Origin of the sequence: Shewanella eurypsychrophilus, assembly GCF_007004545.3 — a bacterium.
Taxonomy (GTDB): domain Bacteria; phylum Pseudomonadota; class Gammaproteobacteria; order Enterobacterales; family Shewanellaceae; genus Shewanella; species Shewanella eurypsychrophilus.
Map to the genome: position 1 here is coordinate 3,551,458 of NZ_CP045503.2, position 18,240 is coordinate 3,569,697.

Annotated in this window: 15 protein-coding genes; 10 read left to right on the forward strand and 5 right to left on the reverse strand. The window is 42.6% G+C overall.

The window, feature by feature from the left end:
• Window positions 1-15: 15 nt before the first annotated feature.
• Both pflB and pflA read left to right on the forward strand, forming a co-directional pair.
• Complete coding sequence (pflB, locus tag FM038_RS14995) at window positions 16-2,298, forward strand: formate C-acetyltransferase (protein WP_142874178.1); 2,283 nt, start codon at window positions 16-18, stop codon at window positions 2,296-2,298.
• A gap of 102 nt (window positions 2,299-2,400) precedes the next feature.
• On the forward strand, window positions 2,401-3,141 hold the full coding sequence (pflA, locus tag FM038_RS15000; RefSeq protein WP_142874179.1) for a pyruvate formate lyase 1-activating protein: 741 nt from the start codon (window positions 2,401-2,403) through the stop codon (window positions 3,139-3,141).
• Window positions 3,142-3,172: 31 nt separating this feature from the next.
• On the opposite strand, the gene yfbV is transcribed toward pflA, so the two are convergent.
• The gene (gene yfbV / locus FM038_RS15005; protein ID WP_142874180.1) at window positions 3,173-3,616 is read right to left on the reverse strand and encodes a terminus macrodomain insulation protein YfbV; all 444 of its coding nucleotides are present in this window, start codon (window positions 3,614-3,616) and stop codon (window positions 3,173-3,175) included.
• A 193-nt stretch (window positions 3,617-3,809) separates the two neighbouring features.
• Between yfbV and ackA the strand changes: the two genes are divergently transcribed.
• From ackA to FM038_RS15025, 4 genes are all read left to right on the forward strand, one after another.
• Window positions 3,810-5,006 (forward strand): acetate kinase, encoded by a 1,197-nt coding sequence (gene ackA, locus FM038_RS15010; protein WP_142874181.1) that lies wholly within the window; start codon window positions 3,810-3,812, stop codon window positions 5,004-5,006.
• Window positions 5,007-5,132: 126 nt separating this feature from the next.
• The gene (gene pta, locus FM038_RS15015; RefSeq protein ID WP_142874182.1) at window positions 5,133-7,265 is read left to right on the forward strand and encodes a phosphate acetyltransferase; all 2,133 of its coding nucleotides are present in this window, start codon (window positions 5,133-5,135) and stop codon (window positions 7,263-7,265) included.
• Between the two features lie 463 nt (window positions 7,266-7,728).
• Window positions 7,729-8,160 (forward strand): hypothetical protein, encoded by a 432-nt coding sequence (locus tag FM038_RS15020; RefSeq protein ID WP_142874183.1) that lies wholly within the window; start codon window positions 7,729-7,731, stop codon window positions 8,158-8,160.
• Between the two features lie 574 nt (window positions 8,161-8,734).
• Entirely contained in the window at window positions 8,735-8,959 is a 225-nt protein-coding gene (locus FM038_RS15025; RefSeq protein ID WP_142874184.1) for a hypothetical protein, read from the forward strand.
• 113 nt (window positions 8,960-9,072) lie between these two features.
• Here the strand turns inward: FM038_RS15025 and FM038_RS15030 are convergent, their stop codons facing one another.
• Window positions 9,073-9,987 carry a class I SAM-dependent methyltransferase gene (locus FM038_RS15030; protein WP_185965865.1) on the reverse strand — a complete coding sequence of 305 codons (915 nt, stop codon included), beginning with the start codon at window positions 9,985-9,987 and terminating at the stop codon, window positions 9,073-9,075.
• A gap of 93 nt (window positions 9,988-10,080) precedes the next feature.
• Complete coding sequence (locus tag FM038_RS15035; protein WP_142874186.1) at window positions 10,081-11,157, reverse strand: AI-2E family transporter; 1,077 nt, start codon at window positions 11,155-11,157, stop codon at window positions 10,081-10,083.
• 94 nt (window positions 11,158-11,251) lie between these two features.
• Here FM038_RS15035 and folX point away from each other — a divergent pair, with 94 nt between their 5' ends.
• Entirely contained in the window at window positions 11,252-11,626 is a 375-nt protein-coding gene (folX, locus tag FM038_RS15040) for a dihydroneopterin triphosphate 2'-epimerase (protein ID WP_142874187.1), read from the forward strand.
• Window positions 11,627-11,808: 182 nt separating this feature from the next.
• Complete coding sequence (locus FM038_RS15045; RefSeq protein WP_195873068.1) at window positions 11,809-12,732, forward strand: TIGR01777 family oxidoreductase; 924 nt, start codon at window positions 11,809-11,811, stop codon at window positions 12,730-12,732.
• Here the strand turns inward: FM038_RS15045 and FM038_RS15050 are convergent.
• Both FM038_RS15050 and FM038_RS15055 read right to left on the reverse strand, forming a co-directional pair.
• On the reverse strand, window positions 12,729-15,179 hold the full coding sequence (locus FM038_RS15050) for an ABC transporter permease (RefSeq protein ID WP_142874188.1): 2,451 nt from the start codon (window positions 15,177-15,179) through the stop codon (window positions 12,729-12,731). The genes FM038_RS15045 and FM038_RS15050 overlap by 4 nt on opposite strands.
• Entirely contained in the window at window positions 15,179-15,928 is a 750-nt protein-coding gene (locus tag FM038_RS15055) for an ABC transporter ATP-binding protein (RefSeq protein ID WP_142874189.1), read from the reverse strand. The genes FM038_RS15050 and FM038_RS15055 overlap by 1 nt, the downstream gene beginning before the upstream one ends.
• Before the next feature lie 64 nt (window positions 15,929-15,992).
• Here FM038_RS15055 and FM038_RS15060 point away from each other — a divergent pair, with 64 nt between their 5' ends.
• Both FM038_RS15060 and FM038_RS15065 read left to right on the forward strand, forming a co-directional pair.
• Window positions 15,993-16,559 (forward strand): arylesterase, encoded by a 567-nt coding sequence (locus tag FM038_RS15060; protein ID WP_223293097.1) that lies wholly within the window; start codon window positions 15,993-15,995, stop codon window positions 16,557-16,559.
• Window positions 16,560-16,753: 194 nt separating this feature from the next.
• Window positions 16,754-17,872: a DUF481 domain-containing protein gene (locus FM038_RS15065; protein WP_142874191.1), complete on the forward strand. Its 1,119-nt coding sequence runs from the start codon at window positions 16,754-16,756 to the stop codon at window positions 17,870-17,872.
• Window positions 17,873-18,240: the final 368 nt, after the last annotated feature.

Sequence of the window (18,240 nt, forward strand, 5' to 3'; positions counted from 1 at the left end):
TAAGGTATTTGTGCTATGACCGAAAAAACTGAACAGTTTGCCAATGCATGGGAAGGTTTTACTTCTGGCGATTGGAAATCTGAAGTCAATGTTCGTGACTTTATCCAAGCTAACTACACCCCTTATGAAGGTAATGAATCCTTCCTAGCCGAAGCAACGCCTGCAACGACTAAGCTTTGGGATAAGGTCATGGTAGGCATCAAACAGGAAAACGCGACTCACGCACCTGTTGATTTCGATACCGAAAAGGTATCAACCATCACTTCACACGAAGCGGGTTATATCGAGCAAGAGCTTGAAACTATTGTTGGCCTTCAGACTGAAGCACCACTTAAACGCGCAATGCTACCCAATGGCGGCATTCGTATGGTTGAAGGCTCTTGTAAGGCCTACGACCGAGAGCTAAACGCTGATGTTAAATATGTATACTCTGAGCTACGTAAGACGCATAACCAAGGTGTTTTCGATATCTACACACCTGAAATCATGGGTTGCCGTAAATCTGGTGTCTTAACCGGTTTACCGGATGCATACGGCCGTGGTCGTATCATTGGCGATTACCGTCGTATCGCACTTTACGGTATCGATTATCTAATGGCGGATAAATTTACTCAGTTTGGTTCACTGCAAGCTGGTTTCGAAGCAGGTGAAGACTTGTCTTACACTATGCAGCTTCGTGAAGAGATTGCAGAGCAGCACCGTGCACTCGGTCAGATGAAGAAAATGGCTGCCAGCTATGGCTTCGATATTTCTCTACCTGCAACTAACGCACAAGAAGCGATTCAGTGGACTTACTTCGGCTATCTTGCTGCAGTTAAGAGCCAAAACGGCGCGGCTATGTCTCTTGGACGTACTTCAAGCTTCATTGATATCTTCATCGAGCGTGATATCAACAGTGGCCTGATCACCGAAGAGCAAGCTCAGGAGATGGTAGACCATTTCGTTATGAAGCTACGTATGGTTCGTTTCCTACGTACTCCAGAATACGATGAGTTATTCTCAGGTGACCCTATCTGGGCTACTGAGTCTATTGCTGGTATGGGTGTTGATGGCCGTACTTTGGTGACAAAGTCTAGCTTCCGTTTCTTACACACCCTATACAACATGGGTCCGAGCCCAGAGCCGAACATCACAGTGCTATGGTCTGAAAAGCTACCTTTAGATTTCAAAAAGTACTGTGCAAAAGTATCAATTGATACCAGCTCAATTCAGTACGAAAACGACGACTTAATGCGCCCAGATTTCGAATCTGATGACTATGCTATTGCCTGTTGTGTTAGCCCTATGGTTGTCGGTAAGCACATGCAGTTCTTCGGCGCGCGTGCTAACTTAGCCAAAACAATGCTTTACGCTATCAATGGCGGTGTAGATGAAAAACTTAAGACTCAAATTGGGCCTAAGTTTGACGCAATCACTTCTGAGTATTTAGACTTTGATGACGTTATGGGTCGTTTTGACAACATGATGGATTGGTTAGCGACACAATATGTGACCGCGCTCAACGCTATCCACTTCATGCATGATAAGTACTCTTATGAAGCTGCGTTAATGGCACTTCATGACCGTGACGTTCGTCGTACTATGGCATGTGGTATCGCCGGTCTTTCTATCGCTGCAGATTCACTTTCAGCCATCAAGTTTGCTAAAGTTAAGCCAATCCGTGATGAGAATGGTATCGCTATCGATTTCGACATTGAAGGTGACTACCCTAAATTCGGTAACAATGATGCACGGGTAGATGATTTAGCCACTGAGCTTGTAGAGCGCTTTATGGCTAAAATCCGTAACATGAAGATGTACCGTAACGCGATCCCTACTCAGTCAATCTTAACGATCACTTCAAACGTAGTGTATGGCAAGAAGACGGGGACCACTCCTGATGGCCGCCCAGCGGGTGCCCCATTTGCTCCAGGTGCAAACCCAATGCATGGTCGTGATGAGAAAGGTGCAGTTGCATCTCTTACATCCGTTGCTAAACTTCCCTTTGCACACGCTCAAGATGGCATCTCTTATACTTTCTCTATCGTGCCAAACGCACTCGGTAAAGATGAAGAGGGTCGCCGTGCTAATTTAGCCGCTCTGATGGATGGTTACTTCTCTCATAATGATAGTCGTGAAGGTGGTCAACACTTAAACGTTAACGTAATGAATCGAGAAATGCTCGAAGATGCGATTGTTAATCCGGACAAATATCCACAACTTACTATTCGAGTTTCTGGCTATGCAGTTCGCTTCAACGCATTAACACCTGAGCAGCAGCAAGATGTGATCACACGTACCTTTACTCAAGGCATGTAACGCTATTTATCTTTATAAACTAAGATAAATTCGAGTGCATCAAAGTAGATAAGTTAGGCTGTAGATAATACTCAGCCTAACTTAAATTAATTTGGAGAAATAATGACAGTAAAAGGTCGGATCCACTCATTGGAATCCTTTGGTACCGTAGATGGACCAGGCATAAGATTTATCGCTTTTATGCAAGGTTGTTTAATGCGTTGCCAATACTGTCATAACCGCGATACGTGGGATCTACACGCTGGTCGTGAAGTCGAAGTTGACGAACTGATGGAACAGATCATCAGCTACCGTCCATTTCTAGAAGCCAGTGGTGGCGGCGTCACAGCGAGTGGTGGAGAAGCTATATTACAAGCTCCGTTCGTTTCAGAACTGTTTGCCGCTTGTAAAAAAGAAGGTATACATACCTGCTTGGATACCAATGGTTTTGTACGAAAATACACCCCGATCATAGATGAGCTTTTAGATAATACCGATTTGGTATTACTCGATATCAAGCACATCGATGATCAAAAACATATCGACCTGACTCAGGTCAGCAATCACCGCACACTAGACTTCGCTAAGTACCTACATAAAAAACAACAAAAGACTTGGATACGTTATGTGGTTGTCGGTGGGTTTACCGATGATATTGATTCAGCCCGTCGCTTGGCTGAATTTATTAAACCTATGAACAATGTTGAAAAAATTGAACTACTGCCCTATCACGAATTGGGCAAGCATAAATGGGAAGCGATGGGACAAGAGTATCAGCTCGACAATATCTCGCCACCATCAAGTGAAACGATGGAACAAATTTTGCAGGTATTTAAGGACGCTGGATTGAATGCTATTTACTAAGACAGAATAAATTAGCTTCCAGAATAAAGCCTTAAAGCTCTTTCCAGTAAGAAGCATCTAACTGTTCAAAGGCCACTTTTAAAATAATGGCCATATCGAGATAGCAAGCTTTAGGACCCAGTGGGCGACAAGATATGCCCGCACTGCTCAACTTCTGAGTGAGTTGGTCACACCACTCAAACAGAGATAAAGGTAAAGGATGGTGGGCACGCCAACCTAACCAAAGCAAGCCCTGTATAGGCAAGCTGATAAAGAACAATGCAATTGTTAGCGCTTGAGGTAAGAAGGTCCAACCATGTATTTGGATTTGGCTAGCTCCAGCTAACAGTGCCAATAATGGCATAACAGGCAGCGCGATTTGTGTAGCACGAATAACGCGATACTCGGGAAAAAAGAGACTAAGTTGTCTGACCATAGGCCACGTCTTCATATACCGACGACCATCGCCTAACGTTTTGAGAACTTGAATACTCAACTACAACACCTATTTTTACGGATACTGCATTTACAATAGCACATGCAGCAATAGAGGCCCAAGGTCTAGCTGATGCTTAAATTGCAGTTCCATGCTCTGATAACAGAGCACGTCTAACGACTTCGGTAGAGACTGCTCACCAAGTCATAATTGTTCAGTGATATTTGGTCACTACATTTAATAAGGTTTAAACATGTCAAATAAACTGGTATTGGTACTTAACTGTGGTAGTTCATCACTTAAGTTTGCAATTATCGACGCCTTAACTGGCGATGACCAGATCTCAGGTCTTGCTGAATGTTTTGGACTAGAAGATGCGCGCATCAAGTGGAAGGTTAACGGCAAAAAGCAAGAAGCCAACTTAGGTGCATATACCGCTCACCGCGAAGCCGTTGAATATATCGTTAAGAATATTCTAGGTGAACATCCGCAAATTGCTGAGCAAATCCAAGCCATTGGTCATCGTGTCGTACATGGCGGTGAAAAATTTACTCGTTCAATGATCATCGACGAAACAGTCGTTAAGGGAATTGAAGACTGTGCCGCATTAGCACCACTGCATAATCCTGCACACTTAATTGGAATTCGTGCATCTCAAGCTGCATTTCCTGCGCTTCCACAGGTCGCCGTTTTTGATACTGCTTTTCACCAGACTATGCCTGAGAAAGCTTTCATCTACGCCCTTCCTTATAAGCTTTATCGTGAGAACAGCATTCGCCGCTATGGCATGCACGGTACCAGTCACTTATTTGTGAGCCGCGAAGCAGCTAAAGTGCTAGGTAAAAAGATTGAAGATACCAATGTTATCTGTGCTCACTTAGGTAATGGTGCTTCTGTAACCGCGATCAAGGGCGGGAAGAGTGTCGATACCTCTATGGGACTGACTCCACTTGAAGGCTTAGTGATGGGAACACGTTGCGGTGATTTAGACCCTTCAATTATTCATCACTTAGTTAGCCGTTTAGGCTATACATTAGATGAAGTAAACAACCTAATGAATAAACAAAGTGGCTTATTGGGAATTTCTGAACTCACCAGTGATTGTCGCGGCATCGAAGAAGGTTATGAGCAAGGTCATAAAGGCGCCACATTAGCCTTAGATATCTTCTGCTACCGTCTAGCTAAATACATCGCTTCTTACACTGTGCCATTAGGCCGCTTAGACGCGTTAATCTTCACCGGAGGCATTGGCGAAAACTCAGATCTAATCCGAGCAAATGTACTGAACATGCTAGAGATTTTCAACTTTGAAGTTGATAGCGAGCGCAATGCTGCCGCACGTTTTGGACAACAAGGTCAGATCACGACTGATAATGGTCCTGTTGCACTTGTTATCCCAACCAATGAAGAATGGGTTATTGCAGAAGATGCAATCGCTTTACTAAAGTAACAAAACTCATTATCAGTTTGGGCGAATTAACGCCCAAACTAGTCACACTTAAGTTATGTTGGCGGAAATTTGTCGGCATTGTCAGATAACAGACAATGCCTATTTAAGCGTCACTTAGAGGTTTTTATGTCTCGCAATATTATGTTAGTTCCCATAGGTACAGGTGTTGGTCTAACCTCTATCAGTTTAGGTTTAGTTCGTGCATTTGAACATCACGGTGTTAAAGTCCGCTTCTTTAAACCCATTGCTCAGCAGCGCCCCCATGATACCGGTCCTGAGCGTTCAACCACTATTTTAAGTAAATCGCCAACGGTTAATCCACTTGATCCTTTCGATATGGCTCATGCAGAGAGCTTAATTCGCGCTGAGAAAAAAGATGTATTGATGGAGCAAATCATTGCTCGCGTTACTGAACAAACCGATGATACAGAGACCTTAGTTGTTGAAGGGCTAGTGCAAACGCGTAATCACCCTTTCTCTAGTGATATTAACTATGCGATAGCTAAATCACTCGATGCGGATATTATTTTCGTGGCGACACCAGGCAATGAAAGTGCCACCGCCTTAATGAACAGATTAGAGATTGCTCATAAAACTTGGGGTGGTAGTAAGAACAAACGCATTATCGGTGCAATAATCAATAAGATTGGTGCACCAGTAGATGATGAAGGCCGTACTCGCCCTGATCTTTCAGAAGTATTTGATCATCAGGATATTCAGCGTCCAGATGCAGCAGGTATGTTCCAGCTTCCTGGTAAGAGTTCACTGCGTATTCTTGGTAGTGTGCCATATAGTTTAGACCTCGTTGCCCCACGAGCATCGGATCTTGCGAAACACCTAAGCGCAAAAATCATCAATGCTGGCGAAATGAACCAGCGTCGCCTTCGTAAAGTCACCTTCTGTGCTCGCAGCCTGCCTAATATGGTCAATCATATTAAAACAGATTCACTACTCGTGACTTCTGGTGATCGCTCCGATGTGATTGTTTCTGCCTGTCTTGCGGCGATGAACGGTGTAAAAATCGGAGCCCTACTACTTACTGGTAGCTACGAGCCTGAGCCAGAAATTATGGCGTTATGCGAGCAAGCTTTTGAAACCGGACTCCCAGTATTTTTGATTGATACCAATACATGGCAAACTTCGCTAAATATCCAACGCTTCGATCATGAAGTTCCCGTTGATGATGCCGTCAGAATCGAGGAAGTTCAGGAGTTTGTTGCTAGCCATATTGATCAGAACTGGATTGATAGTGTCACGAAAGACTCACCACGTGAACACCGCCTGTCACCACCAGCATTCAGATACAAACTGACTGAGCTTGCGCGCGCAGCCCATAAAACCGTGGTACTGCCTGAAGGTAACGAACCAAGAACGATTGAAGCCGCTAGCATCTGTGCAGAACGTGGTATTGCTAAGTGTGTCTTGCTTGGTAACAGGGAAGAAATTGAACGTATCGCTCAACAGCAAGGTGTTGTCTTAGGCGAAGGGATTGAGATCATTGAGCCAGAAAGTGTACGCGAACGCTATGTCGAGCCTATGCTTGAACTTCGTCGTCATAAAGGACTCACTGAAGTTGTTGCTCGTGAGCAACTAGAAGATAATATGGTATTAGGTACCATGATGGTCGCTCAAGGCGAAGTCGATGGAATCGTCTCTGGTGCGGTAAACACCACAGCTCATACCATACGTCCACCTTTACAGCTCATTAAAACAGCGCCTGGCTCGAGTTTAGTATCATCAATCTTCTTTATGTTGATGCCAGATCAAGTACTGGTTTATGGTGATTGTGCCATTAACCCAGATCCAAGTGCTGAACAATTAGCTGACATTGCTATTCAATCAGCAGAATCTGCAGCAGCCTTTGGTATTGAGCCAAGAGTCGCTATGATCAGTTACTCTACTGGTAGCTCAGGTACTGGATCAGATGTTGATAAAGTGCGAGAAGCGACGCGTATAGCCAAAGAGAAGCGTCCAGATCTCATCATAGATGGTCCGCTTCAGTATGATGCAGCCGTGATGCCAAATGTGGCGCAATCTAAAGCACCAAATAGCCCTGTAGCCGGTCAAGCTACCGTATTTGTATTCCCGGATTTAAATACCGGTAATACCACTTACAAAGCGGTACAACGAAGTGCAGACCTTATCAGTATTGGTCCAATGCTGCAGGGGATGCGTAAACCGGTTAATGACCTATCCCGTGGTGCGTTAGTCGATGATATCGTTTACACGATTGCCCTAACAGCTATCCAAGCTTCCTAGAAAAAACTCTATCTAGCGTATTCAAAAACCTCTCATCCTACGGGTGGGAGGTTTTTTTATGTCTGTTTGTTTTGTCTAATTAGCGATGAAGTATGGCTTACAAGAGGATCTGATAATCAGAATAGTTGAATATTTGCCATGGTTCCGAAAAATAGAATAGATTCGCAACTGTGGGTAACTGATGAAGTAGCAGAAAAAAGCCACCACAAACCAAGAGGTGTCACTTTTTAACCAGTGCTTTTTTAACTTAGTAAACAGTAAGTTAAAAGTTATGCATCTAGTCTTCAACATACTTGTCCACAGATTCTGTGGATAACAAGTTAAAGTCACTCATTCAGATATGCCTGATATATCACCAAAGGTCAAGAACTTTCATAAAAATAAACAAATTAGCTGACTTGCCAACGTTTAGTAGAATAGAGATACTGGCAGCCACTCACTTTACTCTTAACAATTATATTATATGAGAATATTGGCTTTTATCAGTTTAGTTTTTCTGTTCGGCTGCAGCCCGGACAATTCAAGTGCTGAAGCAAACCGAACACCTGAACAGGTTTCCCTCGGCTTTTTCAATGCGATATATGTTGATCGTGATGTGGAAAAAGCCAAACAATTTGTCAGTGAGCCCATGCAAGAAGTACTCACACATTACTATATTGCCTCAGCAGTACAACGACACGTCCTTAACTTATCAATGACTCAAGTCCAGATGGAAATTGAAGAGATAGATATCGACTTTTTCAGAAAATTTACCGACGATGTTACTGTGATAGTTAAGATGAAAGGGCTCAAAGCTGGTCAACCTTGGATAGATGATAGGACCATACGCCTACATAAAGACGGTTCTAGCTGGGTTATCGTTGAAGTGTTACCAGAGAAAGGTAACTTAAACTAAGTCATGGTCAATAGATCACTTGATATATTTCACCCACAAAAAAGAGCAACCTAAGGCTGCTCTTTTTTTTCTGGCCGAAACCAGTACAACTCATGAATTGAGGATTATTCCTTAATCCAAAAACGCTTCTTCATCCTTTTCTATAGGTAAAGACTCAATCACTTCATCTTGTATTTGATAATATGCGCTTTCGTATTCTTGAACTTCCATAACAACTCCGAATTACTTGTTTGTAAGGTCTGAGGCATATCATTACTTTGATGATATTTGGCCAAGATAGGAAGTGGCAGATGTTCTACTTACTTCTTGAACTAATTATATCAGCAATCACCCAGGAGTTACACAAAACTTTCAGTTTGGTTTCAATCAAAACTAAGAACACGCCTCATACAGCCTAATAACGACCCATTTCTGAATGTTTCGATGAAAGACTTACAAGCCATTATACCTTACAGGCCTTATTTTTTGATTTTAACAGATAAAAAAATCTAGGTTTTATCCCCCTAACTGCTATCAATTAAGGATACCTATAAATATTTATGGGAACGTCGTTGAGTTTTATGGAGGACGGAAAATGAATGCGCTGGTTGAATTTGAAGCAGGAAGACTTGTTGACCTCTTTGATCAAGGGGATACACTACACATCTTTATGTTTATGGACAAAATGAACATGCCAATTGATGTTCAGGACAGACTCTTTTCTGAGATCTCAGCCTTAAAATATATAGATAAAACGAAAGTGGAGCACATCATAGAGTCGCATGGTCAATCGACAATCCACGAACGACTCAGTTACTGAAGCGACTAAAACTGATAAAAGAACCAAATATCACAGGTTATTTGTGTACAAAACCAAATACACTGACTCATACCAATCGGTATAAAGGTATTTGGTTTTGGCTACTGACAAAATTAATTATCTTTACGAATGTATTTCAGCACTTTTAATGCTTTATCCGAGCTAACATCAATAAATGAACTTGGATTTGATAACTGTTCAACAAATTCCAGTGTCGGGCTGTATTCTGCAACCTGGTCCATCAAAAACTCGATGCTGAGTTCAGGTGCATTAAGACACAATAAAACCTCACCATCAGCCGCTAAGAGCTCAGGTAAACGTTTAAGCAACCTAGAATAATCTTTCGTTGCTACGAAACTGCCTTTTTGATTACTCGGTGGGTCGGCAATGATCATCTCATAGGGCCCAAGCTTCGTTAGCTTACCCCAAGACTTAAAAATATCATGCCCAAAAAATCTAGCCCCTGATGAGAAGCCATTTAACAGGTGATTTTGCTTACCAATGGACAGGGCTCCTTTACTCATATCAATATTCACTACGCTGTCGCACCCTCCTTGCAGAGCCGCAACTGAAAACGCGCAAGTATACGAAAACAAGTTTAAGACCTTTTTCTCTGTTGCATTCTCCCTCACCCATTGACGACCATTTTTCATATCCAGAAATAAGCCGTGATTTTGCCCTTTTAGCAAATGTACATGGTAGCTCGCTCCATTTTCCATCACAGTATGCTTCTCAGGAACGCTTCCAGCTATTAACTCAGTTTGCGTACTTCCACCACTCCGATACTGGTAAACTAGGTTCAGCTCTTGCTCTCCTTGAAGCTGTTGCCACCTCTGCTTAATCAAGTTGACAGATAAATCTAAGCTTTGAGTGTCTAAAGGTTTAAAACTGGTTAAAAGAAGCACTGGCGGAAACCAGTCCAGGCATATATGTTCAGCCCCAGGATACATACCGCCTCGACCATGGAAAAGACGGTTAACTTCCTCACCCAGTGTCATCTTAGCTATTTCATCGAAAAATAATTGTATTTCATTCACTTGTCGCAAACTCGCTTTCACTTTGTAAAACAAAAAAGCCACATAAATTGTGGCTTTGCTCATCCCCTGATGGTGTTGACCTCACTAAGCGGCCTCAGAGGTGTCCTCTTTATCGCGGTCATTATCCTTAATTTCAACATCGTCAGCTAACAGGATTGCCAACCAGCTCCCGCCTTTACTCGACTCGAGAGCAATTTTAACAATCATGGTCAGAGGGACGGATAATAACATGCCAACCGAGCCTAATAGCCAGCCCCAAAAGATTAATGACAAAAACACCACCAATGTCGAGAGGCCTAAGCCTTTGCCCATATATCTTGGTTCAACCACATTGCCCATTATCATATTCGTCCCAAAATAGAGTAATGCTGTACCACCTGCAGCTGCAGGGCCTAATTGAATAAATGCTAATAGCACAGAAGGGATCGCGGCAATGATAGACCCAATATTCGGTATGTAGTTAAACAAGAAGGCTATCACACCCCACAAAAGTGCGTAATCCACACCAATAAAGGCAAGTCCAAAGCCGACGATCACACCCGTAGCTAAACTCACTAATGTCTTAATGACCATATATTGATTGACTGAATGCAAAAATTTATCAATTTGCTGCATTCTCATATCTGGATCATCCAATGCACAATGTAATTTCTTTGGTAAAGTCTGTGATTCAAACAACATAAACACGACAGTAAGAATGATCAAAAATAGATTAGCCATCACACCACCCACGCCTGTCAGCATGTTGGTTGTCATCGAGAGTGCGATACCGGGATCGAAGTAGGCCAATATTTGCTCTTTAGTGATGATTATATTGAATGTCTGTAACTTCTGAACAATCCAGCCAAATTGTTCCACAAGCTGATCACGGTATTGAGGCAGTTGATTAGAAAACTCATTGATAGAGCTCCCGACAATTTGTGCTAACCAAAGCCCCATCATGACAATAAATACCATCAAGAGTAGAACAGCTAAGGCTCTTGGCACTTTAAAACGGGTCATCCAGGTGATCACCGGATTACAGATCACCGCAATAAAAGCAGACAAAACAAAGGGCACGACAATCGGGCTGGCAGTTTTAATACCAGCCAAGATCACGACAATAAATGCCATGATCGCAAATCCTTTATACGCAACAGATTGAGTATCAATTCTTGGCATATGAATAAAATCCTTCATGAATAACAAATAGATTGATAGGCTTAATAGCAAATCGCTCGTAATAAAAATAACTTCAGCATGGAGCAATAACAGTATGAGACCAGAAATCGCGATCATTCGCATCAAAAATCTACGTCTTAGGACATTTATCGGCATCAAAGACGATGAAATTCAAAACAAACAAGATGTTCTCATTAATGCTGAAATTCACTACTGCGCAGAAAAGGCCCGTAACAGCGATAATATGGATGATGCGCTAAACTATCGCACAATTACCAAAAAAATTATTGAGTTAGTTGAACATAATCGATTTTCTTTATTAGAAAACCTAACAGGCCAGGTGCTAGATATCACTAGTGAACATGCCTGGGTTGAGTTTGCGAGTGTAGAAGTAGACAAACCCCATGCACTTCGTTTCGCTGATTCCGTATCGATGTTTCTATGCTATCGCAAACCTAATGATATGTGATAACCCTAATAGCCGTTTCTTAACTGCAAATTCTTAGCTGCAAACTAGGAAAGCCTGGTTTTCAGGCTTTCAAGCTTTACAGTTGCTTATTGAAATCATTATATTTTTGATAACATCAATTTTCCACCCTGCTCTGCTACAATTGAGTTTATGGCTTAATTTATCCTAAGATACGCTAACCTATGAAAATATTAATCTCGGGTGCTACTGGCTTCATTGGCCACCAGCTTGTTAGAGTTTTAAGCCATGAAAACAAGTTAACAATCTTAACTCGATCCCCCGCTAACGCCCACAAGCAATTAGGGGCTGAGCACCAATACCTAGGAAATTTAACTTCACTATCAGAATTAAATGAGTTTGATGCTGTTATCAATCTTGCTGGGGAACCTATCGTCAACAAACGTTGGTCAGAAAAACAAAAGCAATTGATTTGTGAAAGTCGTTGGCAACTGACCTCTCGAATAGCCGAATTAATCAAAGCCAGTGAACACCCACCTAAGATCTTTATCAGCTCATCTGCGATAGGGATATATGGAAGTCTAGGCACTCAATTAATCGATGAATCTTATGAATTAACTTTACTTGATGAAATGGCCACCAATAGTTTTCCTTTAAGAGTATGTTCCCGCTGGGAGAGTCTTGCTCTAGATGCTCAGTCAGACAAAACCAGAGTCTGCATCGTTAGAACTGGATTAGTATTAGGCTTATCTGGTGGCGCACTGGCCAAAATGCTACTGCCATTTAAATTTGGACTCGGCGGCCCTATAGGCACAGGTCAACAAGGAATGAGCTGGATCCATCAAGATGATCAGATAGGCTTAATGCAATTTCTACTGAACAACGAAAAATGTAATGGCATTTACAATGCCACTGCACCAACTCCAGTCAGTAATTACAAGTTTTCTAAACAACTAGGGCAAGCACTCTCACGACCAGCATTGATACCTATGCCGGCCGCGATACTAAAGTTAGTACTAGGTGAAATGTCTGAGCTGCTTACACAAGGTCAATTTATTATACCAACACGTGCCTTAAAGGCTGGCTATCAATTTAAATACACTGAATTACATAAAGCTTTAGAAGACTTATTAAAGTCCGTTGATTAGCCCGCTTTCAGTAAATCACCACAAGATTTGTTCAGAAGTTGACGACAACGCCACACTCCTAATAGCGCCACAGTCATTGCACCACAAACAGGGGCAATTCCCCACCAAGGCCAATGCATATACACATTCAATTCAAAGACCTGAGTTTTGAGTAGATAAAGAATAAATTCAGCGACTATCACCGCCAGTAAGCCAGAAATTGCACCTAACAAAGCAAACTCGAGTCCAGTCGCCATTCGCAGTAACCAGCCCGATGCGCCAAACGTTCTCAACACAGCTAACTCCCTTTGTCTTGTCGCCATTCCTGCTTCGGTTTGCGCTACCATCACCAAGCTACTCGCCAATAATACCAGCACTAACACCAGTGTTAGCGATAGAGACACTTGATCAACAATCTGCCTTAACTGCTTGATCATATTGCCGACATCTATAATAGAGACCGTTGGGTGTTGCTTGATAATATCCAGAATAATGGACGATTTACCCTCATCAAGATAAAAGCTAGCCATCGATGTATAAGCAAACGGAGACAGGGCTTCCTTTGTAAAAATCATAAAGAAATTGGGTTGTAATGTCTCCCAGTGCACCGCACGTATACTCGCCACGTTCACCACTAGCCTCTGGTTGTCGATAACATAGGTCAGGCTATCGCCAATTTTCAGGTTTAAGCGCTCGGCGACACCTGACTCAACAGAAACGTCATCAGAATTAACGTTAAACTCACCTTCTAATATCTCATTATTAGGCGGCATGCTGTCACGCCAAGTTAAATTAAGCTCACGAGAGATCCCCCTCCTGCCTTCAACACCCGCTTCAGCCTCATCACCGGAAAGTAGCTTCTCACCGTTAACCTCTGTCAGACGGCCTCGGATCACGGGATAGATATCGGTTGTCTTAACGGTATTTGACTTAAGGTAAGCTTCTAAAGGCACTGCTTCATCTGGTGCAATATTGACAAGGAAATAGTTAGGTGCATTTTCTGGCAGTTGCTTTTGCCATTCGTTGAGCAAGTCTTGCCTTAGAGCAAATATCGTCAACAACAAGACTAATGCACTACTAAAACCAACCAGTTGTACCGCATTTTGTTTCGCTCGCCTACGTAATCCAGCGAGTGCTAGCTGCAATGGGTTGGTGGTTTTCATCCCCACGCTGTGACCGAGTCGGATCATGAAAAAACCTAAGATACTCAGTAATAATCCGAGCAAAAGAACACCAGCGACGACCGTTAACGTCAGCGGCAAACTTCCTGAATAGAGGTAACCCAAAATCCCCATAGCCATCAGACTCAAAATTAAGTGTAACCACATTCCAAGCTGTAATCCCTCCAGTTGACGTTGTAACACCCTCAAAGGTGGAATGGATAACAAACGCATTAACGGATAGGCAGAAAACATAAATGCACTGATAAACCCTGTCGCTAACCCAAGCAAGATGGGGCGAGTAAAAGGCGGTGAATAAGCGGCTATTTCATCGGGCAAGAAAGCGGTAATACCGGCATCTAACGCGAAGCCACCCAGCAAACCTAAAATCACACCAAACAAGGTGACTAACATTAAGTGGAAACCAAATAATGTACGGATCTGCTTTGCCGATGCCCCAAATGTTTTAAGCATGGCCACGACATCATAATGACGCTGACAATAACGCTGTGCGGCAATCCCTATCGCCGCACAGGCCAGAGCGATACCCAATAGGCTCGCCAATAATAAAAAGCGTTCAGCACGCTTTACTGCATCGGCTATGGGTGAGTCACCAGACTGAACGTCCACCCAACGTTGACTGTTGTTCAGTAGAGGCTTAGCAAAATCCTCAAATGCCTTAAGCTGTGACTCTTCTCCAGTAAACTGTGCCAGATAGGTAACTCGGCTACCAGGCTGAATAACCCCTGTGCTGGCTACATCATCTAAGCGCATCAATACCACAGGTGAGGAGGCAAAAGGGTTAAAACCTGCATCGGGTAAACGTAAAATCTCTTCACTCAATGAAAATTGCTGATCACCCAACTCAAGCTCACTTGGGTATCCTAATAATCCTCCTAACCGCGTCTCATACCAAAGCTCACCAGGTTGAGGCAAACCACTCCCCGATGATTTGAGCTCGATGACTCCTTTTAAGGGATAGGCATCGCCAACGGCTCTGACTGTAACCAACTGGAACTTGTCTTGTGAAAAAACCATCGAATTAAACTGCAGACTCGATACACGTGATAATCCCAGCTCATCGGCTTTTTGTAACAGATTTTCATCAATCTTAACCGGGGAATTAATGATCCTATCAGCGGCAATAAACTTAGAGGCTTGACCATTAATTGCGATCTGTAAACGCTCACTGACCCTTGCGAGCCCCGTCACCGACAGCACGGCTAACGTAATAGCCAATACAATCAGTAATAGCTGTCCCTGCATCAATTCCCGTTTAAAAAACCGCCAAGCTAAATGTAACTCCATTAACTCGCCTCCGCTTTAACTGGAAGGCATTGGGCTATTGATGAGGGCATTTCAACCTGCTCATGTTTACTGCCAGACTCAGTTAAAACACCACTATCCATGAGTAGCTGTCGCTCACAACGACTAGCCAGAACAAGATCATGGGTCACTAACACTAACGTCGTGGCGCTCTCACGGTTAAGCTCAAATAACATATCAGCCACTTTATCACTGTTCTTTGCATCTAAATTTCCAGTAGGCTCATCGGCAAACAATACTTTTGGCTCACAGATAAATGCCCTCGCAATAGCAACCCTCTGCTGCTCACCTCCTGACAATTGATTAGGAAAGTGAGTGAGTCTGTGAGTTAATCCTACCCTTTCCAGCATAGCCTCAGCCTTTTCTTTCGCTTGAGGGATACCAGCAAGCTCTGCGGGTAACATCACATTTTCCAGTGCATTTAGCGTATCCACCAACATAAAAGACTGAAAAATAAAACTGACTTTTTTCTTTCTAAGCGCGGCTTTTCTCTCTTCATCCAAGGATTCAATGGCAGTGCCATCAAGCATGATAGTACCTGAGGTCGGCGAGTCCAGAGCGGCGAGTAAACCTAGCAATGTTGACTTACCCGAACCTGAAGGGCCTAAGATAGCCACGCTTTCTCCCTGCTTGACATCCATATTGATGCCGTTGAGGATAGTAAGTTCTCCCTCTTGGGTAGCCACTGACTTAACGAGATTATTTACTGTGATAGCACTGATATCTGACATAAAATCCTTCATCTTATTCTTATTGAAAGGTTCACTGAAACTCTTCACTCTGGTATGCCTGTTGATTAGCACCCAAGTATACGCTGCCCCTATATTAATCCTAGGTGATAGCTTAAGTGCAAGCTATGGCGTCGATGAAGAGAAAGGTTGGGTAAACTTATTACGTGAAAAATTACCTCAACACGAGATAATAAATGGCTCAGTCAGTGGAGAAACAACCGCTGGCGGATTACGTAGACTCCCCGCCCTGCTTGAGTCTTCGAGCCCTTCGGTCATAATCGTTGAACTTGGAGGTAACGATGGTTTACGCGGTTTTTCACCCGTACAACTGAAAGAAAATCTTACAAAAATAATCACCCTATCCAAGCAAAATAACACCCAAGTGCTTTTAAGCGAGGTCATGGTGCCACCTAATTATGGTGCTCGATATGCCACATTGTTTGAAAATGTCTATAAAGAGCTCGCTAATGAGCATGATCTCATTTTAATGCCATTCTTCATGAAAGAGATTGCCACTCATCCAGAGTTAATGCAAAGAGATGGTATCCACCCCAACACTGATGCTCAACCTCAAATCACTCAATTTATCCTCCCCTGGCTGACTAAAGCTATCAATACAGATAGGGAGTAATACCGAAAGTTTAAGCGTATGAATAGTCAAACCCCATCAAGGATGATGGACACTATTAAGCTTTTCAGTGTAGAAATGTGTTCTAGTCTGCAAAACTGACTAAATATGTGGGATATGTTTGCGGGGGACATTCACTATCTATAAAATATTTTCCAATCAGATGTGTAGAATTAGTTTATTCAGGGAGCAGGCTTATGAAAAGCCAAATCAATAAGATCGCTATATGTATCAGTGCCGCCGGACTGTGTTTACCTTTACTATTTAGTACGAGTGTTTATGCCACCAGCCCACAAAAGCCACAAGCTCTAAAACTCAATCCAAACCAGTTAAGCTTGCCGATAGATGAGCACTTCGACTGGGTACAACTCACTTCTCACGAGTTATTAAAGGGTGAGATTAAAAACCTCTATGATGATAAATTGGAATTTGAAAGTGATGAGCTCGATACCTTATATATCGACTGGGAAGATATTAAGGAGCTGCAAAGCCATGCTCTGGTTAGTGTGGGTTTTATCGATCTGACGACTAAAACAGGAAAACTGATCGTAAAAGATGGCAAGACCATGATAGATGGTGAGGAGTTTGATCGCAGTCAGATCATGACCATTATCGCAGGCCAGCAAACAGAGGCTAACTATTGGTCGAGTAAGATCTCACTTGGGGCAAACTTACGCTCAGGTAATACCGACCAAGTTGATTATAGTGCGATAGCCAATGCACTCCGCCGAACCACAGAATCCAGATACAACCTAGATTATATCGGCAACTACTCAAAAACAGACGGTGATAATACGATTAACAATCACCGTATTAACACCAACTTTGATTGGTACTTATCTAAACAGTTTTATTTACGTCCTATCTTCGCTGAAATTTATATCGATCCTTTCTTGAACTATGAATACAAAACAACTCTGGGTTTCGGTATCGGTTATGACATTATTGATTCATCAAAGACCAACTGGAGTGTCAGTGGCGGTCCTGCATACACGTATACCAAATTTGATAATGTATTCGCAGATCAAGATGAAAGTGAAACCAGTGCAGCATTAGTGGTTGAAACGGTATTTGATACCGAGATCACCGACGATATAGATTTCAATACACTCTACCGGGTGAACTATGGTAGCGATGCGGCAGGTGGATATACCCATCATGCATTAGCAGGTTTTTCTATTGAGCTAACAGATATGTTTGATTTAGATCTTTCACTGGTTTGGGATCATATTAATAAGCCGCAGCAAAGTGCGGATATGAGCTTTCCAAAACAAAATGACTATCAATTTATCATAGGATTTGGCATCGATATATAATACCAATCAATATAAGAAAGTGATCTACTCAGAGTTATTTTTGGCAAACTAATTCAAGGTGAATAGGTGATGGAATGGTACTCCCTTGTGAATCTATTCAACGAAGAAGTAGGCAGCCAAAAACACTCCTGAAAGGCGAGTTTTAGCGCATCTGATGCTGTGTTAACGAGCTAGAACCTAGTTTAACTATGATCTTCACCCGTTGCAAAGAACATGGATGTTCTGAATGTCATTAATGCAGGAGCAATTAATGACCTTGCCTCTGAAGCGCTAAACTCTCGCTGAGCGATCACATCTTTATACTGATTGGTATACTTTAAGCAATCAAAATAATGAAGACCGCTATGCGGCCTTCATTATGCATATTG